This is a genomic window from Bacillus sp. EB106-04-04-XG123 (assembly GCF_058791855.1).
In genome coordinates this window covers 387,539-411,069 of sequence record NZ_JBYTDZ010000001.1, presented here as the reverse complement: position 1 = coordinate 411,069, position 23,531 = coordinate 387,539, and the positions used below count along the sequence as shown (strand labels likewise).

The 23,531-nt window shown below is 40.9% G+C and carries 22 protein-coding genes; all 22 read left to right on the top strand.

Going from position 1 to position 23,531, the window contains the following annotated elements; all coding sequences use genetic code 11:
- Positions 1-46 precede the first annotated feature (46 nt).
- The 22 genes from spoVE to pgeF all read left to right on the top strand — a co-directional run bounded on the left by spoVE (position 47) and on the right by pgeF (position 23,526).
- Positions 47-1,147, top strand: a complete 1,101-nt coding sequence (gene spoVE / locus AC3WTB_RS02050) for a stage V sporulation protein E (RefSeq protein ID WP_024424259.1) — start codon at positions 47-49, stop codon at positions 1,145-1,147.
- A 198-nt stretch (positions 1,148-1,345) separates the two neighbouring features.
- A complete protein-coding gene (murG, locus tag AC3WTB_RS02045; RefSeq protein WP_039178340.1) occupies positions 1,346-2,440 on the top strand; it encodes an undecaprenyldiphospho-muramoylpentapeptide beta-N-acetylglucosaminyltransferase in 1,095 nt (364 codons plus the stop codon).
- Between the two features lie 31 nt (positions 2,441-2,471).
- Positions 2,472-3,383, top strand: a complete 912-nt coding sequence (gene murB / locus AC3WTB_RS02040; protein WP_047202109.1) for a UDP-N-acetylmuramate dehydrogenase — start codon at positions 2,472-2,474, stop codon at positions 3,381-3,383.
- A 127-nt stretch (positions 3,384-3,510) separates the two neighbouring features.
- Positions 3,511-4,290 carry a cell division protein FtsQ/DivIB gene (locus tag AC3WTB_RS02035; protein ID WP_410559207.1) on the top strand — a complete coding sequence of 260 codons (780 nt, stop codon included), beginning with the start codon at positions 3,511-3,513 and terminating at the stop codon, positions 4,288-4,290.
- Positions 4,287-4,976 carry a DUF881 domain-containing protein gene (locus AC3WTB_RS02030; protein WP_039178348.1) on the top strand — a complete coding sequence of 230 codons (690 nt, stop codon included), beginning with the start codon at positions 4,287-4,289 and terminating at the stop codon, positions 4,974-4,976. The genes AC3WTB_RS02035 and AC3WTB_RS02030 overlap by 4 nt, the downstream gene beginning before the upstream one ends.
- Before the next feature lie 20 nt (positions 4,977-4,996).
- Positions 4,997-5,722: a DUF881 domain-containing protein gene (locus AC3WTB_RS02025; protein ID WP_058837740.1), complete on the top strand. Its 726-nt coding sequence runs from the start codon at positions 4,997-4,999 to the stop codon at positions 5,720-5,722.
- The gene (locus tag AC3WTB_RS02020) at positions 5,722-6,090 is read left to right on the top strand and encodes a small basic family protein (protein ID WP_003210988.1); all 369 of its coding nucleotides are present in this window, start codon (positions 5,722-5,724) and stop codon (positions 6,088-6,090) included. The genes AC3WTB_RS02025 and AC3WTB_RS02020 overlap by 1 nt, the downstream gene beginning before the upstream one ends.
- Before the next feature lie 159 nt (positions 6,091-6,249).
- Positions 6,250-7,572, top strand: coding sequence for a cell division protein FtsA (gene ftsA / locus AC3WTB_RS02015; protein ID WP_024424253.1), 1,323 nt, complete (start codon positions 6,250-6,252; stop codon positions 7,570-7,572).
- A 33-nt stretch (positions 7,573-7,605) separates the two neighbouring features.
- On the top strand, positions 7,606-8,751 hold the full coding sequence (ftsZ, locus tag AC3WTB_RS02010) for a cell division protein FtsZ (RefSeq protein WP_024426931.1): 1,146 nt from the start codon (positions 7,606-7,608) through the stop codon (positions 8,749-8,751).
- Between the two features lie 303 nt (positions 8,752-9,054).
- On the top strand, positions 9,055-13,371 hold the full coding sequence (locus AC3WTB_RS02005; RefSeq protein WP_492333244.1) for a S8 family serine peptidase: 4,317 nt from the start codon (positions 9,055-9,057) through the stop codon (positions 13,369-13,371).
- 249 nt (positions 13,372-13,620) lie between these two features.
- Positions 13,621-14,550 carry a sigma-E processing peptidase SpoIIGA gene (spoIIGA, locus tag AC3WTB_RS02000; protein ID WP_039178359.1) on the top strand — a complete coding sequence of 310 codons (930 nt, stop codon included), beginning with the start codon at positions 13,621-13,623 and terminating at the stop codon, positions 14,548-14,550.
- A gap of 58 nt (positions 14,551-14,608) precedes the next feature.
- On the top strand, positions 14,609-15,328 hold the full coding sequence (sigE, locus tag AC3WTB_RS01995; protein WP_007499746.1) for an RNA polymerase sporulation sigma factor SigE: 720 nt from the start codon (positions 14,609-14,611) through the stop codon (positions 15,326-15,328).
- A gap of 143 nt (positions 15,329-15,471) precedes the next feature.
- A complete protein-coding gene (gene sigG, locus AC3WTB_RS01990; RefSeq protein WP_024424250.1) occupies positions 15,472-16,251 on the top strand; it encodes an RNA polymerase sporulation sigma factor SigG in 780 nt (259 codons plus the stop codon).
- Between the two features lie 151 nt (positions 16,252-16,402).
- On the top strand, positions 16,403-17,341 hold the full coding sequence (locus AC3WTB_RS01985; protein ID WP_039178363.1) for a sugar-binding transcriptional regulator: 939 nt from the start codon (positions 16,403-16,405) through the stop codon (positions 17,339-17,341).
- A gap of 244 nt (positions 17,342-17,585) precedes the next feature.
- On the top strand, positions 17,586-18,830 hold the full coding sequence (locus AC3WTB_RS01980; protein ID WP_039178366.1) for an NAD(P)H-dependent oxidoreductase: 1,245 nt from the start codon (positions 17,586-17,588) through the stop codon (positions 18,828-18,830).
- A gap of 12 nt (positions 18,831-18,842) precedes the next feature.
- On the top strand, positions 18,843-19,274 hold the full coding sequence (locus AC3WTB_RS01975; RefSeq protein ID WP_041084924.1) for a transcriptional regulator GutM: 432 nt from the start codon (positions 18,843-18,845) through the stop codon (positions 19,272-19,274).
- An 18-nt stretch (positions 19,275-19,292) separates the two neighbouring features.
- A complete protein-coding gene (gene srlA, locus AC3WTB_RS01970) occupies positions 19,293-19,823 on the top strand; it encodes a PTS glucitol/sorbitol transporter subunit IIC (RefSeq protein WP_003210918.1) in 531 nt (176 codons plus the stop codon).
- Positions 19,824-19,836: 13 nt separating this feature from the next.
- Entirely contained in the window at positions 19,837-20,847 is a 1,011-nt protein-coding gene (gene srlE, locus AC3WTB_RS01965; RefSeq protein ID WP_024426936.1) for a PTS glucitol/sorbitol transporter subunit IIB, read from the top strand.
- Positions 20,848-20,873: 26 nt separating this feature from the next.
- Positions 20,874-21,230: a PTS glucitol/sorbitol transporter subunit IIA gene (locus tag AC3WTB_RS01960; RefSeq protein ID WP_007499733.1), complete on the top strand. Its 357-nt coding sequence runs from the start codon at positions 20,874-20,876 to the stop codon at positions 21,228-21,230.
- Positions 21,231-21,358: 128 nt separating this feature from the next.
- Positions 21,359-22,135 carry an ABC transporter ATP-binding protein gene (locus AC3WTB_RS01955; RefSeq protein WP_492333243.1) on the top strand — a complete coding sequence of 259 codons (777 nt, stop codon included), beginning with the start codon at positions 21,359-21,361 and terminating at the stop codon, positions 22,133-22,135.
- Between the two features lie 79 nt (positions 22,136-22,214).
- A complete protein-coding gene (locus AC3WTB_RS01950) occupies positions 22,215-22,451 on the top strand; it encodes a YlmC/YmxH family sporulation protein (RefSeq protein ID WP_008344958.1) in 237 nt (78 codons plus the stop codon).
- A gap of 211 nt (positions 22,452-22,662) precedes the next feature.
- Positions 22,663-23,526 carry a peptidoglycan editing factor PgeF gene (pgeF, locus tag AC3WTB_RS01945; protein ID WP_372555907.1) on the top strand — a complete coding sequence of 288 codons (864 nt, stop codon included), beginning with the start codon at positions 22,663-22,665 and terminating at the stop codon, positions 23,524-23,526.
- Positions 23,527-23,531: the final 5 nt, after the last annotated feature.

Below are 23,531 nucleotides of genomic sequence, written 5' to 3'. Positions count from 1 at the left end.
ATAATGACTGACAGCCCAAATGAATTATGCTTGGGGTGTCGGTCTCTTGACGAATAAGAAAACTTCTCCGGACTTTTTGCTTGTTGTCATTACGTTACTTTTATTGACGATTGGTTTAATTATGGTGTACAGCGCTAGTGCTGTGTGGGCATCGTATAAATTTGATGATTCGTTTTATTTTGCAAAAAGACAGCTTTTGTTTGCCGGAATCGGAGTTATCGCGATGTTTTTCATTATGCGAGTCGATTATTGGACGTGGCGGACTTGGTCAAAGATATTGATTGCTGTTTGTTTTCTCCTTTTACTGCTTGTACTTATTCCAGGTATCGGTATGGAGAGAAATGGATCAAGAAGCTGGATCGGTGTCGGTGCGTTTAGTATTCAGCCCTCTGAATTTATGAAGCTTGCGATGATTGCGTTTCTTGCAAAATTCTTATCTGAAAAACAAAAAAATATCACATCCTTTCGTAAAGGTTTCGCACCAGCATTAGGCATTGTGTTTTCTGCATTTGCCATCATAATGCTGCAGCCAGATTTGGGAACAGGGACGGTAATGGTTGGAACCTGTATTATTATGATATTTGTTTCAGGTGCGAGAATTGCTCACTTTATATTTCTCGGTCTTTTAGGGCTCAGCGGATTTGCAGCACTCGTCTTATCAGCGCCCTACCGCATAAAACGAATTACATCGTACTTAAATCCTTGGGAAGATCCACTAGGCAGTGGGTTTCAAATTATTCAATCCTTATACGCTGTTGGTCCAGGCGGTCTGTTCGGAATGGGTCTCGGTCAAAGTAGACAGAAATTCTTTTATTTACCTGAGCCTCAAACAGACTTCATCTTTGCGATATTGTCTGAAGAGCTTGGCTTTATAGGAGGATCACTCATTCTGCTGCTCTTTAGTGTTCTATTATGGAGAGGCATACGAATAGCACTTGGAGCCCCAGACTTATACGGAAGTTTCCTAGCAGTTGGCATTATTTCAATGGTTGCCATTCAAGTGATGATAAATATCGCAGTTGTTACTGGACTCATCCCTGTGACAGGTATCACGCTCCCATTCCTAAGTTATGGAGGCTCATCACTGACATTAATGCTGATGGCAATTGGCGTACTTTTGAATGTAAGCAGATACGCTAGATATTAATGTGCTGCTAGTTCATGAAACCATGATGATATTTATTTTGCAAAAGTACAAAAAAATGATTTGAAGAGTGAAAAAGACAGCTTTAGTATTGAAAGCATGTTTTTTGACTCTTCTTTACAGGTTTTAACGGAGCCCTGTTGTTTAAAACAGGGTTTATACTTTGTTCAGAGCAGAAAAAAATTGAGGGGAAATGGTATAATGCGTATAGTAATCAGTGGAGGCGGAACAGGCGGACATATTTATCCGGCCTTAGCTTTTATTAAAGAAGTGAAAAGACTGCATCCTAATGTAGAATTTTTATATATTGGTACTGAAAATGGACTTGAAAAGAAAATTGTAGAAAGAGAAAATATCCCTTTCAAGTCCATAGAAATTTCAGGTTTTAAAAGAAAGCTTTCCTTTGATAACGTAAAAACGGTGATGAGATTTCTAAAGGGAGTTCAAAAAAGTAAATCTTACTTAAAAGAATTCAAGCCAGATGCGGTCATTGGAACAGGTGGTTATGTGTGCGGCCCTGTTGTTTATGCAGCTTCTAAGCTGAAAATCCCGACTATTATTCACGAACAGAACAGTCTGCCTGGAATCACAAATAAGTTTCTGGCGAGATATGTTGATAAGGTAGCCATCTGCTTTGAAGAAGCAAAGGCACATTTTCCTTCTGAAAAGGTTGTATTTACGGGAAACCCTAGAGCCTCTGAAGTCGTCTCTATAAAAGAGGGGAAATCTCTGAAAGAGTTTGGGCTGGATGAAAAGAAAAAAACAGTTCTTATTTTTGGCGGGAGCCGGGGGGCTGCACCGATTAATAGAGCAGTCATTGACATGCAAAATGAATTAAAGGCTAAGAACTATCAGCTTTTATATATCACAGGTGAGGTTCATTATGAAAAAGTGCTGAACGAACTAAAGGAAAAAGATGCAGCGCCTAATATGATCACAAAGCCTTTCTTGCATCAAATGCCGGAGTACTTGAAATCAATTGATGTGATTGTTGCAAGAGCAGGTGCCACAACGATCGCTGAAGTGACGGCCCTTGGAATCCCAACTATTTTTATTCCAAGCCCATACGTCACAGCAAATCACCAGGAAATTAATGCAAGATCATTAGAAAAGCATGACGCTGCAATCGTTTTAAGAGAATCAGAGCTTTCTGGAGAGAGCCTCCTTCATGCCATTGATGAAATTGCTGGTAATGAAGAAAAATTAAACGAAATGAGCCGCTTAACAAAAGAACTGGGAGTACCAGATGCGGCTGGACGTTTATATAATGTATTAAAAGAAATTACGACTACATGATGGAATGATATTAGGTAAGGCGGAGGGTAATATGGAGAACTTGAAGAATGAATTATTAGAAGCGCAAGTCGGTAAAGTGCTTGAAAATGAGCCGCTTGCAAATCATACGACAATGAAAATAGGCGGGCCGGCAGATCTATTGATTGTTCCTAAAGATATCGATGCAGTTAAAACGATCATGGATCAGATAAAAAAACACCACGCGGACTGGACGGTTATTGGGAGAGGATCGAATTTACTCGTACTTGATAAAGGAATACGTGGCGTTGTCCTGAAGTTAGGCGCTGGACTTGATCATTTAACTATAAATGATGAAGAAATTACAGTTGGCGGGGGCTATTCTGTTGTAAGGCTTGCAACGTCTCTTAGTAAGCAGGGTCTTTCAGGGCTGGAGTTTGCAGCTGGTATCCCGGGATCTATTGGCGGCGCTGTTTATATGAACGCAGGTGCGCACGGATCTGATATCAGTAAGATCCTTGTGAAAGCGAGAATCTTATTTGAAGATGGAAGTATCGAGTGGCTAACAAATGAGCAGATGAACTTTAGCTATAGAACATCTGTCCTTCAAAAGGAACGACCAGGCATTGTTCTCGAGGCCGTGTTTAAGCTCAAACAGGATGATCGCGAGAAAATCACAAAGAAAATGCAGCAAAATAAAGACTATCGTAAGGAAACACAGCCTTACAATCGACCATGTGCCGGAAGTATTTTTCGAAATCCGCTGCCTGAATATGCAGGACAGCTTGTAGAAAAAGCGAATTTAAAAGGGTACCAAATTGGCGGAGCAAGAATCTCTGATATGCATGGCAACTTTATTGTGAACGCTGGTGGCGCAACTGCTCAAGACGTGCTGGACTTAATTCAATACATCCAAAAGAAAATTAAAGATGACTACAATGTAGATATGCATACAGAAGTAGAAATTATCGGTGAAGCAAATTAAAAACTAGTTTTTATGAATGATGGCATCACAGGAAAACAAACGGCATGAAAGAATGCCGTTTGTTTTCTCATCAAAATGATGACCCAAAGGTGTGGACAAGCAGCTTTGAATGGGGTGAAGAATATACATGCGGCCTGATCATGAAAATGAAAAGATCGTCAATATAGAAGAACGAATTCCTAAAATTAAAGAACAGAGGAAGCAGAAAGCGAACCGGAGACTAATCTCTTTTATTCTACTGTTTTTTATCATGGTTTTAATCATTATTTATTTGCAGACACCAATCAGTAAAATTTCTTCTTTAACTATTACGGGTAACGAGCATGTCCCTACAAAACAGCTTGTGAAACTTTCCCAAATTAAAGAAGGCGAAACAGAGTTTTGGAATTTAAATAAAGATTTAACAGCAGATCATATAAAACAAAACAAACTGATTAAAAGTGCCAGTATCAAAAAACATTTTCCAAATAAGGTCAGTATTGCTGTCAAAGAATATGCCAATATTGCTTATCTTCAAAAGGGAAATCTATACTATGAGCTTCTTGAAAATGGGACAGCATTACCAGAAGAAGTCACACCAAGTCATGCAGGACCTATTTTTGTGGATTGGGACAATAAAGAGAAGCTGAAGCTAACTGTAAGATCTTTGAATCAGCTGCCAGCCTCAATTCAGGAACTCATCTCTGAAATATATTATGTGCCGACAAGCTCAAACCAATGGCTCGTTAAATTTTATATGAATGACGGAAACACTGTGATTGCATCAATTAAAACATTCGCTGATAAAATGGAAACCTATCCTGCCATTGTAAAAGAACTTTCACCTTCTGAAAAAGGCACAATCCATATGGAAGTCGCGACGTATTTTGAAGCGTTTAAATCTAAGAAAAAGGAAGATGAACGTTGAGAGGCAAAACAGTTATATTCTCAATTGTAATGCTTGTTCTTGGTTTTCTGATTTCTTTTTCATACCAATATACTAAGCAGCATCAGGCAGAGGTCATTCGCACAGAGCAATGGAAAAAAGAATACTCCTTGAAAAGTCAGCTGACAAAGCAAGAAAAGGCGAATCAGAAACTTGAAAAAGAATTATACAGCCTTCAATCACAGGTTCAAGCCACTGAGTCCAATTTGAAAAATGAAAAAGAGCAGTATTTTAATGTATTGGAAGATGTTGAGAAATACAGGATGTTTACAGGAGAGATCGGCGTAAAAGGAAAAGGGGTAAAAGTATCCCTTGAAGATGCATCTTATATCCCGAGTGGACAAAATGTCAATAATTACATTGTTCATGAGAGCCACATTTTTCATGTGATAAACGAACTATTTATATCAGGGGCCTCTGCCGTATCTATTAATGGACAGAGAATTACACACCAATCATACATACATTGTAACGGCCCAGTTGTCACAGTTGACGGTGTACAGCATCCAGCGCCGTTTGTCATTTCTGCTATCGGTGATCCGGCTGTGTTAATACCTGCATTAAATATTGCAGGAGGAGTGGTCGATCAGCTGACAAGTGATCATATTTCGATGACGATTGAAAAAAAGGATATTCGTATGAATCCTCTTTTAAAACACAAAGATTAAAAGTGAAAAGGTGAGTGGTGTTGAGGAAAAAGAAGCCTTTACTTAGTTTGACAGTCTTAATGGTGATATTCGGCATCATGGTCTCCATCCAATTTAACTCATTGCAAAAGCCCAAAGTTCGTGATACTCGCGATGTGTGGGAGCTAAGAGAGGATTTATCTGCATCTAAAAGTAAAGAATTGGATTTACTGAAAGAAATTGATAAATACGATGAAATGCTGAAAAAGTATGGTCATCAAGGTGATCAATCAAAAGAAGCTCAACTAACGAAAACATTAAAAGATTTAAAAGAAAAGGCTGGTTTTACAGAAGTGACAGGAGAGGGAATTGAAGTTGATATCTCTCAGCTCTTCTCAAAGGATCTGACTGGAGAAGAAGTGAAAAATATCCCGCCTGATCTTCTGAAAAAGCTAATCAACGAAGCCAATATGTATGGGGCAAAGCATATTTCCATTAATGACCACCGTGTGATTAATACTAGTGTGATTCGAGATATTAATGGCACGACAAAAATGGATGGCTACAGCTTAGATGGTGATGAAGTGACCATCAAGATGATCAGCGACCAGGCCGACAAATTATACAGCCGTTTAAATGTATCAGATATTGCTGATTTGTTTGCTCAGGAAAATTTCGGCTTGAGTATTAGCCAGCCAAAGCAACAAATTCAACTAAAAGCATATGACGGTGCAATTCAGGTAAACGAGTTGAAGCCTCTTGACGATGTAAAGGAGGGAAAATCTTAATGTGGCTTCCTGTACTTGGCTTAATCATAGGAGTTGCGATCGGTTTCTTAACAAATTTTACGATACCGAATGAGTATTCTAATTATCTTTCCCTCGCTGTACTTGCTGCACTTGATACATTGATTGGTGGAATCAGGGCACATCTGCAAGGGGCATACGATGAACTAGTGTTTGTATCAGGCTTCTTTTTTAATATTATACTTGCAATAAGTTTAGCTTTTCTGGGCGTCCATCTTGGTGTAGACTTGTATTTAGTCGGAATGTTTGCTTTCGGCGTTAGATTGTTTCAAAATATAGCAGTTATTCGAAGAATTCTACTAACTAAATGGACAATTTCTAGAGAAAAAAAGAAAAAAAGTGAGTCATAAAAAAGGATATACATATGATGTAACGAATATTTTCAGTAATCCTAATAAAAAATGTTGATTTTTTAAGTTTTGTTACACACTTGTAAAAACACATTCATTGTATTGTTGTTCAGCAAATAATAGAATAGAAAGTATTGATATGTGAGGAGGTGCCATAGAATGAACAACAATGAAATTTACGTCAGCCTTGACATCGGTACATCCAATATTAAAGTCATCGTCGGAGAAATGGCGGATGATTCGCTTAACATTATAGGTGTTGGAAATGTCCCTTCAGAAGGGTTAAAAAAAGGATCGATTGTTGATATAGATGAGACAGTTCATTCTATTAGACAAGCATTTGAACAGGCTGAAAGAATGGTAGGTTTTCCTTTACAAAAGGCGATTGTCGGAATTAACGGAAACCACATTCATATTCAGAATACGAGCGGCGTGGTCGCAGTATCTAGTGAAAACAAAGAAATACATGCTGAAGATGTGAGACGTGTCTTAGATGCTGCACAGGTAGTATCTATTCCTCAAGAACATCTCGTCGTAGACGTCATCCCGAGGCAATTTATCGTCGACGGAAGAGATGAGATCACTGATCCGAAAAAAATGCTTGGTGTTCGGCTAGAGGTGGATGGATCGTTAATTACAGGTTCTAAAACGATTCTACATAACTGGCTCCGATGTGTAGAGAGAGCTGGAATTGAAATTATGGATATTTGCTTGCAGCCGCTCGCATCGGGCTCAGCAGCATTATCGAAAGATGAAAAAAATCTAGGGGTAGCTCTCGTCGATATTGGCGGCGGATCTACAACGATTTCCGTATTTGAAAACGGGCATCTCTATTCTACTCACAGTATCCCTTTGGGCGGAGAGAACATTACAAAAGATTTGTCTATAGGACTTAGAACTTCTACTGAAGAAGCTGAACGAATCAAAAAACAATTTGGACATGCGTTTTATGATGAGGCATCGTCTGAGGAAACATTTGAAGTTTCTGTCATCGGTACCGATCAGAAACAGACGTATACACAGCTTGAAGCGGCCAATATCATCGAAGCTCGGCTGGAAGAAATCTTGCTCTTTGTGGCAGAGGAATTAAGAAATATGGGTGTCCATGATTTGCCTGGCGGATTCGTTCTAACAGGTGGACAGGCAGCTATACCAGGTATCCTTTCTCTTGCACAAACGGTCTTGCAAAACAATGTTAGAATTGCAAGTCCGAATTATATTGGGGTGAGAGAACCTCAGTATATGACAGGAGTGGGTCTGATCCACTTTGCTTATCGCAATGCAAAGATTCAGGGCAGACAGGTTGGATTCCAAATGCCGGATGAGGCGTTTCATGAGGTAGGCGCATCCATGGAGCCGGTTTCTTCTGCACCACAAGTAAAAGAAGCGCAGCCAAGACCGAAAGTAAAACAAAAAGCACAAGAAGAGACAAATAAAAAACCGGGCAAAATGAAAAAACTATTTAATATGTTCTGGGAATAGAATTAGATTTTCGACGGATTAGGAGGATTCAGCATGTTGGAGTTTGAAACAAATATAGACGGCCTAGCATCAATTAAAGTAATCGGAGTAGGTGGAGGCGGAAATAACGCTGTCAACCGAATGATCGAAAATGACGTACAAGGTGTCGATTTCATTGCAGTCAATACAGATGCACAGGCGTTAAATCTATCAAAAGCAGAAACGAAAATGCAAATCGGTGCTAAGCTGACAAGAGGGCTTGGAGCAGGTGCGAATCCTGAAGTCGGTAAAAAAGCTGCTGAAGAAAGCAAAGAACAGATTGAAGAAGTATTAAAAGGTGCTGATATGGTCTTTGTAACTGCTGGTATGGGCGGTGGAACTGGTACGGGTGCTGCACCTGTCATTGCAAAAATCGCAAAAGATTCTGGTGCATTGACAGTTGGAGTCGTGACTCGTCCTTTCACATTTGAAGGAAGAAAACGTCAGCTTCAAGCAGTAGAAGGAATTGCTTCTATGAAAGAAGCAGTTGACACATTAATTGTGATTCCAAACGATCGCTTGCTTGAAATTGTTGATAAAAACACGCCAATGCTTGAAGCATTCCGTGCAGCAGATAACGTACTACGACAAGGTGTTCAAGGGATCTCAGATCTTATTGCTACACCAGGTTTAATCAACCTTGACTTTGCTGACGTGAAAACGATCATGTCTAATAAAGGTTCTGCTCTTATGGGTATTGGTGTTGCAACAGGTGAAAATCGTGCTGCTGAAGCTGCGAAGAAAGCTATTTCTTCACCGCTTCTAGAAACGGCGATTGACGGTGCACAAGGTGTCATCATGAATATTACTGGTGGTACGAACCTAAGTCTTTATGAGGTACAAGAAGCAGCGGACATTGTGGCTTCTGCATCTGATGAAGATGTAAACATGATTTTCGGTTCTGTCATTAATGATAACTTGAAGGATGAAATTGTGGTAACGGTTATCGCAACTGGCTTTATTGAGCAAGAGCCAGAGGTGTCAAAGCCACAAAGAAATCCATTAGGGCAAGGATTAAAACAAAATCAATCCATTCCTCAAAAGCGTGAAGTGAAACGTGAGGAGCATCAGCAGTCATCATCTCAGCCGAGACAAAATACACAATCAAGCGATGATACGCTGGATATCCCAACGTTCTTGCGCAATCGTAATAAACGCTAGTCAAGTATTACTCATCCCCTTCCACCCGGAAGGGGATTTTTTCATGTCTCATATATAAAGAAACCTGTATCTCTTCTGAATAAAAAGTCTTGAATGTGTCTGGATCACTTCATTCAACATATGTATTTTGACTTAGAGTGATTAAGTAAAAAGAATCATTTTTAAATCCTATTACAAAAAGCGACAAAATGATGAACTTTATTTGACTACATTAAATAGAACACCATGAATCTTGTCATGAACAAAGGAAAGGGAGGAGTGAGACCCGCACTCTGTTTGACCATTTGAGGAGGAGGGATTTGATTGAAAGTGAAGTTTCGCAAAACCGCCGGCTATCGTTTGATGAGTCTTTTGGTGATTGGTACTTTAACGATGACAAGCTTTGGGATGGTTCAAGCAAAATCGACTTCTACCTCATATCAAGAGGAAGCTGTTTCCTCCAAGAAAACAAAAGCAAAGATCTCATCTAGATTAATGAAACAGTTTCAACAAGAAGACAAGTTGACCTTTTTAGTCAAAATGAAGGAACAAACAAATGTCAAAAAAGTGGCGAAGGATGCTGTGTCAAAAGCAAAAAAACAGAAGTTAACAGCTGCTAAAACGCAGTACACAAAAAGATCAGCTGTTGTATCAGAACTAAGAGCAACATCTGAAGAGACGCAGGAAGCGCTACTTGCTTATTTACAAAAGGCACAAAAGAAAAAGCAAGTGAAGGATATTCATTCGTACTATATTGTGAATGGTCTCGCTGTGACGGGAACGAAAGAAGTCATGGAAAAGGTGGCTTCCTTCCCAGAAGTAGATCAAGTGCTGCCAAATGAAATCCGTCAAATTCATCGTCCTGTTGATTTGAAGACTTCAAAGCCGAACAAACAAATCAAAGCAGCAGATGGAATCGAGTGGAATATTTCTCAAGTTCATGCCCCAGAAGCATGGGCTTTAGGCTATGACGGTACTGGTGCCGTTGTGGCAAGTATTGATACAGGTGTGGAATGGGATCATCCTGCATTAAAAGAAAAGTACCGCGGATTTGATCCTGCACGTCCGAATGAACCTTCACATGAATTCAATTGGTACGATGCAACGACAGGCTCTGAAACGCCATACGATGATTTAGAGCATGGTACACATGTGACGGGAACGATGGTTGGCTCTGAGCCAAATGGAGAGAATCAAATTGGCGTCGCACCAGGTGCAAAATGGATTGCGGTGAAAGCTTTCTCAGAAGATGGTGGATCAGATGCTGATCTGCTTGACGCAGGTGAATGGATTTTAGCCCCAAAAGATGAAAACGGAAACCCTCATCCAGAAAAGGCACCAGATGTAGTGAATAATTCTTGGGGCGGCGGGCCTGGTCTTGATGATTGGTATAAAGATGTGGTCAATGCTTGGAGAGCAGCAGACATCTTCCCAGAGTTTTCAGCTGGTAATACGGATTTATTTAACCCTGGCGGTGAGGGATCTATTGCAAATCCTGCGAACTATCCCGAAGCCTTTGCGACGGGTGCAACAGATCAAAACAACAAATTGGGTTCTTTCTCTTTGCAAGGTCCCTCTCCATATGGCGTCATGAAACCAGATATTGCGGCCCCAGGGGTAAACATTCGTTCTTCTATACCTGGAAAAGGGTATGAGGATGGCTGGAATGGAACCTCGATGGCAGGTCCGCATGTTTCAGCTGTTGTGGCTCTTCTTCGCCAAGTACAGTCAGATCTGTCTGTGGAAGAGATCGAAGAAATTCTCATTGATACTGCAAAGCCGCTGACAGATCAGCAATTCCCGGAATCCCCTAACAATGGCTATGGGGCAGGATTAGTTGATGCAAGAGAGGCGATCACAGCATTAACAGATGGAATTGGCAAGATTGAAGGACAGGTAACAAAAGAAGGAGAAGATACAGAACCACCTGTTTTTTCTCATAAAGGACCGAATGAAATTTTTGCCTCTACGCCAACTCCTCTAAGCATCACAGCCGAAGATGAAGTAGCTGTGACAAATGTCTCCTTGAGCTATCAAGTGGATCAAGGGAAAAGGGAGACGCTGCAAGCAAAACGTACGGATGGAAATCATTTAAAGGGGACATATGTTGTCCAGCTGCCAGAACTTGAGGGAGAAAACGTCACGTACCGATGGATTGTGAAAGATTTTGGAGAAAATGAAGCCGCATCAGAACCGTATACGCTTCCGATTAGAACATCCATTACGACTGGCTACTCGCAAGATTTTGAGGCATGGCCTAGTGGATGGTTCAGTGGCGGAACAAAAGATCCTTGGCAGTGGGGAAAGCCGACCACAGGTCCGAAACAAGCCTTTACTGGAGATCATGTCTACGCCACAAACCTAGACAGTCCTTATGAAAATCAAACAGATGCTCATTTATCCATGCCGATGATTGCTGTACCTGAGTCAGGCTCCTCCTTTTTACAATACCAATACTGGCATGACCTTGAAGCAAATTATGACTATGTGCATATTCATGTGCAGCCTGAGGGGGAAGATGCTGTCCAGGTGGCAGCCTATACAGGCAAAACAAGTGCATGGACAAAAGGAGAAGTTGATTTATCTGCCTACAAAGGTCAAAATGTGAGAGTTATTTTTCAGCTCAGAACAGATGGCAGTGTGACAAAAGACGGTTTTTATTTAGATGATGTGAAAATAACAGATGAAGCCTTGCCTCAAAAGGCAAAGAAACAACTTGGCATCATCAAAAAAGAAAAGCCTGCACAGCAGCATAAGAAACCCGTCGATCCGAAAAGGGCAAAGCCTGCTAAAATAAAAGAAAAACATGTCCAGATGAAAAAGGAAAAAAGCTTAGATGCTCCGTCTATCAAAGCTCTTCCGATGAAGGCAGAAATCAGTGTTCTTGAAAGCGGCAAGTCCACGTACACAGATGAAGCGACAGGGAGATATCAGCTTTCTCATGGTGCAGGGGAGTTTACAGTGAAAGCTGAAGCATATGGATTTGAATCACGCACCCGTAAAGTCAATATTCCCTCAAATGACACGGCAGAAGCGAATTTCTCTTTGCAGCCACTTGAGAAACGAACGATCTCCGGGACAATTGTAAACGAAACAACGGGTGAAAAAGTCAAGGATGCCACGGTTTATCTTGTAGAAGATGCGAAAATTGAGCCGGTCAAAACAGATGAATCTGGCGAGTTTTCTCTAGAGGCATTGAGCGGTGTGTATACAGTCAAAGTATTTGCGAAAGGGTTTAAAGGATATTCGTTTACAGCGGATGTGACAGAAAAGCCGCTTGAAAAAGCAATTAAGCTTGAACCATTCATCGGTTTTGCTGGCGAAATTGGCTACGATGACGGAACAGCTGAAAATGCGCGGGCGTTCTATGATCCTGGCAATGGTTGGGCGGTGAAATTTTCATTAGAAAAGGGGAAGAAACAAGCGCAAGTCACAGGTGGGCTTTTCCGTTTCTGGACAACAGAGTGGCCAGCCCCTGGCGGGAATGAATTTGCGGTTGAAGTGTATGATGCATCCGGGAAGGACGGCGCTCCAGGTGAGAAAGTCGCTGGACCTTTCAAAGCGAATGCGCTGCGCAATGGTGAATGGACAAAAGTAGATTTAGAAGATCAAGCCATTACGGTGGAGGGAGATTTCTACCTTGTCTATATTCAAACGAAAAAGAATACGGAATCTCCAGGCCTTGCAACAGATGAAGATGGACCAAATGCTGAAAGAAGCTGGCAGCTGACAAGCGGTGCCTTTTCTCCTTCTCCAAAAGAAGAGGGAAATTATATGATTCGTGCGCTTGTCCAATATGAAGCAGATGTACCAGAAATAACGTCTCCAAAAGCAGGAACGATCACGAACAAAGATGAACTGGAGATTGAAGGAAAGGCCTCTCCAGGGCTTGATGTAGCGATCTATCAAAATGATGAAGAGATTGCCAAAGTAAAAGCAGACCAGTCAGGTGTTTTCAAAGAGAAGGTCACAGTGTCAAGCGGAGAGCATGTATTCACGGCCGCTACTGTTACGGATAAAGGCGCGACGAAAAAATCCAAATCAGTAAAGGTGATCATTGATCAAACAGCCCCAGCGTTAACGATAGATACACCGAAAAAAGGGGAAAAGTCTAACAAAGAATCTCTCACTGTAGAAGGAAAGGTAACGGATGATCATCTTGATCAAGTCACTGTGAATGGAAAAAAGGCAGGAATAAAAGATGGGAAATATTCTGCAAGAATACTGCTTGAAAACGGGAAAAATACGATCAAAGTAACAGCGAAAGATGCAGCAGGAAACAAAACGACTAAAAAAATCGATATCGATGTTCAATACGAAGCACCTGAGATTTCAAAGCTGACACCCGCAGAGAATGTCAATCTATCATCAGGTGAGTCAGTTAAAATTTCATTTCACAGCAGAGAAAAGCTAGACGCAACGTTTGTCATTCATATGCCGCTGACAAACGCTAGATCAAAGCTGCAAAATACAACAGAGCTGCCGCTTCGCGAGGTAGCTAACGGAACATATGAAGGCTACTGGACAGCTACCTCTACTGCCAAAGCAAAAGGTGCAGTCATTGAAGTGATTGTGCGGGATGATTATGGAAATGTCACACGACAAAAGGCTCCAGGCACATTAAATATCAATGAAAAATAATCCTTAAAAAAGGCACGACTCCTAGGAGCGTGTCTTTTTCGTTTCGAACAATTGTTTGAAGGCTTGTCCGGGAGAACACTCTCTTGCTTTGCGCTCTCATTCCTCGACAAAAACAATAACAATCCACCAAAAGTTCTCTATCATCCCCAACAAGAATTGACAGACTTCCATCTCATGGCTGTTTTATACTGGTACAAACAAGTGCAAGTACTGCTTTTGATTCTTTGTTTCAGATGAAAGGAGCAGAAGGTGGTCATTTATTTAGATGTGATTTGGCTGTTAAACTTTTGTTTTGATCTATTGCTTCTCTTACTCACTGCATTTATTCTCAAACGACAAGTAAAAAAAAGGCGATATATGTTAGGAGCTCTGATTGGATCGAGCATTGTTCTCTTGCTCTTTACACCATTTGCAATGTTTGTGTCACACCCTCTAGGCAAACTGCTTTTTTCTGTCTTGATCGTGCTTGCAACTTTTGGATTTCAAAGATTTCGTTCCTTTTTTCAAAACCTGTTTGCATTTTACTTTGTCACATTTTTGATGGGAGGAGGCATGATCGGGGTTCATTCGTTTTTACAAACCAATACTGTTATTCAAAACGGGCTGCTGATTTCACAAAATGATGGATTTGGTGATCCCATTAGCTGGCTTTTCGTTTTAACTGGCTTTCCTGCGATTTGGCTCTTTTCAAAGAAAAGATTAGGAGAGGTCGGTGCGAAAAAAAGACAGTTTGATGAACAAGTACTTGTGGAGATACACATTCACGGAGAGACCATCCGGCTAAAGGGACTCGTCGATTCTGGCAATCAACTGTATGATCCTATGACGAAAACACCTGTGATGATTGTTCAGGCCGATCAGCTCATGTCCATTTGCGGAGAGCCTTTTATAGAGCTTATGAAGCAGTCTCATCCTGTTGAAGTGATGCAAAAGCTCGATGATCGATTTCCGCTTCTTGATCGTTTAAGACTTGTTCCATATCGAGCGGTCGGTCATGATCACGGGTTTCTTCTATGCTTAAAACCAGATACGGTCATCATTTATTCAAAAACACATATGATCCAGCCAGCCAAGTGTTTTGTAGGCATGAGTCTAAGCGGTTTATCAGCAGATCAGGAATTTCAATCCATCATTCATCCAGATATGTTAGACGGAAAAATCATCCAAGGGGTGTCTTAAGTTTTGGTGATGTCTTTTATCTTACGAGGTCAACTTGACATTTAGAAGGGAGAAGAAGATGAAAAAATTAAAATTTAAACTCACTTACTACTGGTATAAACTCCTCATGAAGCTAGGTCTAAAGAGTGATGAGATTTATTATATTGGTGGTAGTGAGGCGCTGCCGCCGCCATTATCAAAGGATGAAGAGCAGGAACTGCTTGTCAAATTACCAAAAGGTGATCAAACAGCAAGGGCCATCCTGATCGAAAGAAATTTGCGGTTGGTGGTCTACATCGCAAGAAAATTTGAAAACACAGGGATTAATATTGAGGATTTAATTAGTATTGGAACCATTGGCCTGATTAAGGCAGTCAATACATTTAACCCAGAAAAAAAGATCAAGCTCGCGACATATGCTTCGAGATGTATTGAAAATGAGATTTTGATGTATTTGCGCCGGAATAATAAAATTCGTTCAGAAGTGTCGTTTGATGAGCCGCTCAACATTGATTGGGACGGAAATGAACTGCTTTTATCAGACGTCCTTGGAACAGATGATGATATTATCACGCGGGATATCGAAGCAAATGTAGATAAAAAACTTTTGAAAAAAGCGCTGGAGCAATTAAATGACCGCGAAAAGCAGATCATGGAGCTCAGGTTCGGTTTGGTCGGCGGTGAAGAAAAAACCCAAAAAGATGTCGCTGACATGCTAGGAATTTCTCAGTCGTATATTTCAAGGCTTGAAAAAAGAATTATTAAACGATTACAAAAAGAATTTAACAAAATGGTCTAAAAAAATTTTTTTGAAAGCTCTGTTCCTTTGCTGCCAAAGGAATCAACTTCTTTTCTCATGATTCTCATCATCACTCGTGCATATTTTTCCATCCCAAGGAGATACTGAACTTTGTACAACAGCTCCTGTAGGGAGGGAAAAAAGTGTCCAGAAATAAAGTGGAAATCTGCGGAGTCGACACCTCCAAACTGCCTGTTCTGAAAAACGAAGAGATGAGAAAATTGTTCAGACAGCTGCAAGATGAAGGTGACGATACAGCAAGAGAAAAGCTAGTCAATGGCAATTTGCGGTTGGTTTTAAGTGTGATTCAGCGTTTTAACAACAGAGGCGAGTATGTGGATGATCTCTTCCAAGTAGGCTGTATCGGATTAATGAAATCAATTGATAATTTTGATTTAAGCCACAATGTCAGATTTTCAACTTATGCGGTCCCTATGATCATAGGAGAAATCCGTCGATACTTGCGTGATAATAACCCGATTCGGGTGTCTCGTTCACTAAGAGATATTGCCTATAAAGCGCTTCAGGTCCGTGAGAGGCTGATTAGTGAGACAAGCAAGGAGCCAACGGCAGAAGACATTGCCAAAGTGCTGGAAGTGCCTCATGAGGAAATTGTCTTTGCCCTAGATGCGATTCAAGATCCTGTTTCTTTGTTTGAACCGATTTATAATGACGGAGGAGATCCGATTTATGTGATGGATCAAATTAGTGATGATCGGAACAAAGACACACAATGGGTAGAGGAATTAGCCTTAAAAGAGGGAATGCGCCGATTGAATGATCGGGAAAAAATGATTCTCCGCAAACGTTTCTTCCAGGGAAAAACGCAAATGGAAGTCGCTGAAGAGATCGGGATTTCTCAAGCACAAGTCTCAAGACTTGAAAAAGCAGCCATCAAACAAATGAATAAAAATATCTTTTAAAGCCGCCGCTTCATGTGCGGCTTTTTTCATTCTTGTGAGAGAGCACGTCTCTAGTATTGACTCTGTTATTTTTTTCATTTAATCTGTTTTTAACAAATGTTATTTTAGATATCATTTGTTAGGGAACACTTAAGCGGAAAGAAGGGTTATTATGACATTCCATGATGAAAGAAGGCTGCTCATAAAGGTTGCGCATATGTATTATGAAGAAGGCGCCACTCAATCTAAAATAGCAGAAGCTGTTGGGGTTAGCCGTTCGCTCATATCGAAATATTTGGCAAAAGCACGTGAAGCAGGAATCGTGGAAATCATTATTCATGATGAAGTGAATCAACAATATGGATCATTAGAAAGAAAAATAGAGCGGAAATATGGGCTGCGAGAAGTCGTCTGTGTGGAAACGCTCAGCCAAGAAACAACCAAAAGCCGAATCGGCGCTGCAGCGGCAGGCTTTTTGTTAAAAGTAATAAAGGATGGACAAGTTATCGGTTTTTCCTCAGGAACCACTTTGCATGAAATGGCGAAAGCGCTTACGTCAGTTCAGCACTTTCCATCCGTGACATTTGTTCCGCTTGTCGGGGGTGTGGGAAACGAAGATGTTGATATCCACGCCAACTATATTATTGCAAGGTGCACAGAAGCACTCAAATCTAAATGTGAGTTTTTACATGTGCCTGTTATGCTTGATACGAAAGAAGCGAAGGACGTACTAATCCGGCAGCCATCAATCAAAAAAGTGATTAAACTAGGAGAATCATCAAATATTGCGGTTGTCGGAATTGGCGGGGTTCCGCAGCATTCAACGATGGTGAAATCTTATATGACAAGCGGTGAGGAGGATATTCTTCAAGCGAAGGATGTGGCGGGTGACATTTGCTATAACTTTATTGATCATCAAGGGGAAGTGTATCCCCACCCGTGGAACGACCGGGTAATGGGCATAAGCCCGCAAAAGCTGAAGGAAATCCCGCTAGTCATTGGTGTCGCTGGAGGCGAAGAGAAAATTGAAGCGATCAGGGCAGCATTAGAAGGTGGATTAATTCATGTATTAATTACGGATGAACGAACAGGAGATGCCTTGTTAAAGTAACTACCTAATCATATTAGGTAGTTTTTTTGAGTCTTTAGACTCAAAAAGATTGAAAATTTTATCGATTTTAGCTTGACACAAAGTTGACACATCATATAAACTAAGTTCATAACAAATGATAAATAAAATAACAAATGTTACAAGAAACAGATTTTTGTTAATTTTTATAACATTTGTTAAAAGTTTCAGATTATTTTTCTAGCAATCTACCCGAGAAGCAAGAAAACCTGAAAGGATGATTTTTATGTCAATCTATCAACAATTGTTAGCTCGAGAACGCAGTGGAGATCCAATCAAAGTAGGAATTATTGGGGCAGGCCAAATGGGCTTTGGACTCATTTCACAAATTTCTAAAATTCCAGGCATGATTGTAGCAGGTGTTTGTGATATTCACCTTAGTGCAGCAGAGAAGGCAGCGAATTTTTACAAGCAGCATGCGAAGCCGCATCAAATGGTCGTCACAAATGATTATAGAGAAGTGATTCAATCAGATTTTGTGGAAGTAGTCGTAGATGCAACAGGTGTTCCAGAGGTCGGAGCAAACATTTCTTTGGAAGCGCTTAATTCAAAAAAACATCTCGTTCTTTTAAATGTAGAAGTTGATATTACCATCGGTTTGGTGATGCATAAATTATTCACAAATGCAGGACTTGTTTACTCTGGATCAGCTGGTGACGAACCGGCAGCAACACTAGAATTATATGAATTTGCGAAAACAATGGGACTTGAGGTGCTCGTTGCTGGGAAAGGCAAGAACAACCCATTCTTCCCAGAAGCAAATCCAGATACGTGTAAAGCAGAAGCAGATAGTAAACATATGAGTGCACATATGCTCGCTGCCTTCCAAGACGGAACAAAAACAATGGCAGAAATGAACTTATTAAGTAACGCGACAGGGCTTTTGCCAGATAAAGTCGGTATGCATGGAGTCGAAGCAAATTTAGAGAATGTAGCAGATAAATTGAATCAAAAACAACAAGGCGGCGTGCTCGATAACTTCGGAGTCGTTGAATATGTAAATGGGCTAGCACCAGGCGTATTCGTTATCGTCAAGAGTGATCTTGAGCCAGTAGATGAAGAGCTTCGTTACTTAAAAGTTGGAAAAGGTCCTCACTACACGCTTTACCGTCCTTTCCACTTAGCGAGTCTTGAAACACCTGTTACCATCGCCAAAGCGGTCTTACAGCATGACTCATCGATCCACCCGATTGGTGTACCAGTGTCAGAAACAGTTGCTGTAGCGAAAAGAGATATTCAAGCAGGAGAATCACTTGACGGAATTGGCGGATACTCCGTAAGAGGTGTACTTGAAACGCATCAAGACATGAAATCGAACGGTCATATTCCAATTGGCTTAATCAGCGGAAAAGTCGTAGCAAAAAAAGACATCAAATTAGGACAGTTCCTCACTCATGATGATGTAGAGCTTGATTCAAACACAACCGTTTGGAAGCTGCGTTCATTACAAGATCACTTATTTCAATCATAAGGACGTGAAGCTATGGAAAAATTAGCAATCGTACTTTGTATCATTCTCATTGTGCAGTATGGATTATCTTTTATTCAGATCAAGTATTACCGCAAAAGCATGGACTCACTAATTGATGACTACAGAGGGAAACAGGGCTATCACTTATTTTCAGGAATGGAACGGCGCAAAGTTGGCCCTGGGGCCATTGCGCTCATCATTGTGGATGAATCGTATATCATTCAAAAATGTCATGTGCTTGGCGGAGTGTCGATCTTATCTAAATTTAAAGAAGTTCCTTCATATGAAGGCAAGCATGTAGGGGCTGTGCTAGACGAGCATCACATGATGAAGAAAACATTGAAAAAACGTAAAAAGGCGCCAGCTGTCATGCAAGCACTATCCATGGCGGCTGAGCAGGCACTTGTCTCGATTTCGAAAAAAAATATAACAAATGTGAACTAAAGAAAGGGGAGATGAAACATGGAATGGATTCAATGGTTTGGAGAGCACTTTATCGGAATGTTTGAAGCCGGCGGAAAGCAATTCATGGGTCTTGTTACAGGTATCGTTCCAACGCTTGTTGTGTTACTTACTTTCACTTATGCTGTCATGAAATTTATTGGAGAAGAGCGAGTGAATAGAGCCATTCAGTTTGCAGCGAAGTATACCATTTTGCGCTACACGTTAATGCCGATCTTATCCGTTCTTATTTTGACAAACCCAATGGCTTATACGTTTGGCCGCTTCTTACCTGAAAAACAAAAACCAGCATTCTATGATTCAGCTGTTTCATTTGTTCATCCGGTGACATCACTTTTCCCGTATGCCAACGCAGGAGAACTATTTGTCTACTTAGGAATTGCGAACGGGATTAAAGAAGCTGGATATTCAATGTCAGAGCTTGCTGTTCGTTACTTCTTAGTCGGGATCGTCGTCATTTTACTACGCGGAATTATTACTGAATGGATTACAAAATATTTAGCAGGAAAAATGAAAGCGAATTCACAATAGGGGAGGGTTAGACATGACAAACCACAAAGTATTTGTTGCAAAAGGTGCTGGCGGATGGGGAGAAGGCTTAGAGCTTGAACCAACTGGTAAAAGAAGAAAGGTTGTTTCCATTACAGGTGGAGGCATTCACCCAGTTGCACGTAAAATTGCAGAAATGACAGGGACAGAAGCATGTGACGGCTTTAAAAACTCCATACCAGAAGATGAAATGATGTGTGTTGTCATTGACTGCGGAGGAACAGCGCGAATCGGACTTTATCCAATGAAACGCATTCCTACTGTAGACGTTTTGGCATCCTCTCCTTCTGGACCGCTTGCTAAACATATTACAGAAGATATCTTCGTATCAGGCGTAACAGAAAAAGATATTTCCTATGCAGAAGCATCTGATGGTGAGGCAAAAGCAGAAGGTCAGGAAAACAGTGAGTCGATTGACAAAGAGAATTTCAAAGAGACGTATGCAAAGCTGAAAGAGGAAAATATCGAGCGGCAGGAAAAAGGCAATTTTCTGATGAGATTCTCGCGTGGAATTGGGAAAGTCACCGGTACGTTCTACCAGGCTGGCCGTGATTCGGTTGATATGCTTTTGAAAAACATTATTCCATTCATGGCATTTGTCAGTATGTTAATTGGAATTATCAATTATACAAAAATTGGTGACCTGATTGCCCATTTTCTATCACCTTTGGCAGGATCTCTTTGGGGGCTCTTACTGCTCGTAGTGGTCTGTACATTGCCGTTCCTATCACCAGTCTTAGGACCTGGAGCAGTCATTGCCCAAGTTATCGGCGTTCTGATTGGTAGTCAAATCGCACTAGGAAACATTCCGCCTCAATTTGCACTTCCTGCACTATTTGCCATCAACGGTCAAGTAGGGTGTGATTTTATTCCAGTGGGGCTGTCACTTGGTGAAGCGAAGCCGGAAACGGTACAATATGGGGTACCAGCTGTTTTGTATAGCCGTCTCATTACAGGGGTTCTATCTGTTGTGATCGCATACGTTGCTAGCTTCGGTATGTATTAAACGTATTAAAGGAGGAATCGAGATACATGGTAACACAATCTGTCGTAAAAGAAATTGGGATCTTAGTCCCGCAATTTAAAGAAGATAAGCTGATTGTATTATTTGGACCCGCAGCGCCGCAGGAATTAAGAGATATGTCTGTCATTCATGAGTTCGAACATCTAGAAGAAGAGCCGCTGAAGCTGGGCGGAACCATTCAAGTGGGCGATCAAACGTACACGATCACAGCCCTCGGCAATAAAGCAAATGACAACTTTAAAGAGCTCGGCCATATTTCGATCTACTTCCAAGAGCCGTTTGATGATGTATTACCAGGAGCTGTATTTGCATCCCCGCACACGTTTCCTGATATAAAAGAAGGCGTACGAATTGAAATTTCGTAACCATAAAAAAAGCTGTTCCTAAAAAGGAGCAGCTTTTTTACATGAGGTTTACCAGAAAGAGCATTTGCGATATGCTGTAAACATTCATTATTTGTATATTCAGAATTTTTACTCAGGAGGAAGTTATCGTGTCACTTGAATTGAAGAATGTTTCATTAAAACGAAATGGGAAATGGCTGCTTGAGTCTATTGACTGGCAGGTGAACAAGCAGGAACACTGGGTACTTTACGGTTTAAATGGTGCGGGGAAAACCGCATTATTAAATATGCTCTGCTCTTATTATTTCCCCACGTCAGGCGAGATGACAGTGCTGGGACATGTCTTTGGCAAGGAGGCTCTTGGTGAAAAGCTCAGGAGGAAAATTGGACTCATCTCAGCAGGACTTGAAAAGAAATTGCACAGAGACGACAATGCTTTTGAAATTGTGCTGAGCGGCGCATTTGCTTCTATCGGGCTTTATGAAACCCCGACAGATGAAATGAGAGAGAAAGCCATTGATCTATTAAAAGCATTTGGTTCATTCAAATATGCCAACAGAACTTATGAAACACTCTCACAGGGAGAGAAGCAAAAAGTCTTGATTGCGAGAGCTTTAATGAATGATCCGCATCTCTTGATTTTAGATGAACCTGTGACTGGTCTTGATTTTCTAGCAAGAGAGCAAGTGCTGGAGACCATCTCATTGATTGCAGCAAAGCCTGATGCGCCTACTTTGCTCTATACGACCCATCATGCAGAGGAGATTCTGCCTGTTTTTCAGCATACCTTATTATTAAAAAATGGATCTGTTTTTGATCAAGGAGAAACAAAAGAGATGATGACAAGCGGCCTGCTTTCTTCTTTTTTTGAATGTCCGGTAGATGTCATGTGGAGAAATGGCCGTCCGCATTTAAGTAAATTGTAGATAAAAGAAACTATTGGTCTGCGTCCCTGCTTTTCCATCATACATATTATAGTAGAAAACGAAAGGCGGGGAAGGACAGATGATCAGCATTTCTGAATTCCAAATCAAGGATGTCGTCGATGTATCCAGCGGGAAAAAACTAGGTACCATTGGGGACATTGATATTAATGTCACAAGCGGCAAAATCCAAGCGATTATTATTGGCGGCACAGGTAAAATGATGGGATTTTTCGGAAAAGAAGAGGAAATGATTGTCCCATGGCGAAATATAGTAAAAATTGGCGAAGATGTGATACTTGTCCGCTTGTCTTCTTAATTCGTATAACTCCTCAATGAATCATTCAATTTTTCCTTAAAATAAACTCTTCATTCTTAGCAAACAATGTCTTTTTCGGGTAAAAAGATTACGTTTTCATATCAATTTGAAAAAAAACCTGCAGAAAGGGCACATTTGAGTGTAATATTTAATGAATCCCACTAACTGTCTATGTATGTCTTGTGGTAAAATAGGAGCGAAATAAAGAGAGATGAATGAAAGGTGGGAGGCAGCTTTGACACACAAATATGACCCCTTTCAGCAGAAATCACCATATGCAATGACCATTCATGATTGGACGAACATGACATGTTCTGGTAAAGAGGTATTGTCCGGGTTTACAACAAAAAATGGCGGCTTCAGCCTTACTCCATATCAATCATTGAACACTGGACTCCATGTAGGAGATGATGCTTCTAGTGTTCAAATGAATCGTCAAGTCATAGCAGATGCTGCTGCTGTGCCGCTCTCTGATTGGGTGTTTGCAGACCAAACACACGAGGATCGCATCCTGAAAGTCACCAAGGAGCAAAGAGGAAGAGGAAGTCTTCATTATGATGAGGCACTGCCAGGTACAGACGGTTTATATACGTCTGAGACGAACATGATGCTCGCTCTTTGTTTCGCTGATTGTGTTCCGCTTTATTTTCTAGCTCCGCAAAACGGATTAATTGGAACGGCTCATGCCGGCTGGAAAGGAACCGTCAAGCAAATTGGTGCAAAGATGGTTGATGTATGGGTCAGCCAAGAAGGTGCCAAGGTCGATCAGATTCAAGTCGTCATTGGACCATCCATTGGCAGCTGCTGCTACATAGTCGATGACGTCGTCATGGATCAAGTGAAACAGCTTCCTTTTTCAACAGAGGATGTGTATTCCGAGATTTCACAAGGACAATATAAAATTGATTTGAAAACACTAAACAAAAACGTATTGCTTCATGCAGGAATAAAAGAAGAAAACATACATGTCAGTTCGATGTGCACAAGCTGCAATGATCAGCTTTTCTTCTCACACCGGCGTGATCAAGGGAAAACAGGACGTATGATGTCTTTTGTCGGGTTTAAGGAGGCATAAGTGCA

Excerpts from the sequence above, each read along its gene's own strand:
- murG (WP_039178340.1), top strand. The coding sequence starts at position 1,346 with ATGCGTATAGTAATCAGTGGAGGCGGAACAGGCGGACATATTTATCCG.
- murB (WP_047202109.1), top strand. The coding sequence starts at position 2,472 with ATGGAGAACTTGAAGAATGAATTATTAGAAGCGCAAGTCGGTAAAGTG.
- AC3WTB_RS02035 (WP_410559207.1), top strand. The coding sequence starts at position 3,511 with ATGCGGCCTGATCATGAAAATGAAAAGATCGTCAATATAGAAGAACGA.
- AC3WTB_RS02020 (WP_003210988.1), top strand. The coding sequence starts at position 5,722 with ATGTGGCTTCCTGTACTTGGCTTAATCATAGGAGTTGCGATCGGTTTC.
- ftsA (WP_024424253.1), top strand. The coding sequence starts at position 6,250 with ATGAACAACAATGAAATTTACGTCAGCCTTGACATCGGTACATCCAAT.
- ftsZ (WP_024426931.1), top strand. The coding sequence starts at position 7,606 with ATGTTGGAGTTTGAAACAAATATAGACGGCCTAGCATCAATTAAAGTA.
- sigE (WP_007499746.1), top strand. The coding sequence starts at position 14,609 with ATGAAAAAATTAAAATTTAAACTCACTTACTACTGGTATAAACTCCTC.
- AC3WTB_RS01985 (WP_039178363.1), top strand. The coding sequence starts at position 16,403 with ATGACATTCCATGATGAAAGAAGGCTGCTCATAAAGGTTGCGCATATG.
- AC3WTB_RS01980 (WP_039178366.1), top strand. The coding sequence starts at position 17,586 with ATGTCAATCTATCAACAATTGTTAGCTCGAGAACGCAGTGGAGATCCA.
- AC3WTB_RS01975 (WP_041084924.1), top strand. The coding sequence starts at position 18,843 with ATGGAAAAATTAGCAATCGTACTTTGTATCATTCTCATTGTGCAGTAT.
- srlA (WP_003210918.1), top strand. The coding sequence starts at position 19,293 with ATGGAATGGATTCAATGGTTTGGAGAGCACTTTATCGGAATGTTTGAA.
- srlE (WP_024426936.1), top strand. The coding sequence starts at position 19,837 with ATGACAAACCACAAAGTATTTGTTGCAAAAGGTGCTGGCGGATGGGGA.
- AC3WTB_RS01960 (WP_007499733.1), top strand. The coding sequence starts at position 20,874 with ATGGTAACACAATCTGTCGTAAAAGAAATTGGGATCTTAGTCCCGCAA.
- AC3WTB_RS01950 (WP_008344958.1), top strand. The coding sequence starts at position 22,215 with ATGATCAGCATTTCTGAATTCCAAATCAAGGATGTCGTCGATGTATCC.
- pgeF (WP_372555907.1), top strand. The coding sequence starts at position 22,663 with ATGAATGAAAGGTGGGAGGCAGCTTTGACACACAAATATGACCCCTTT.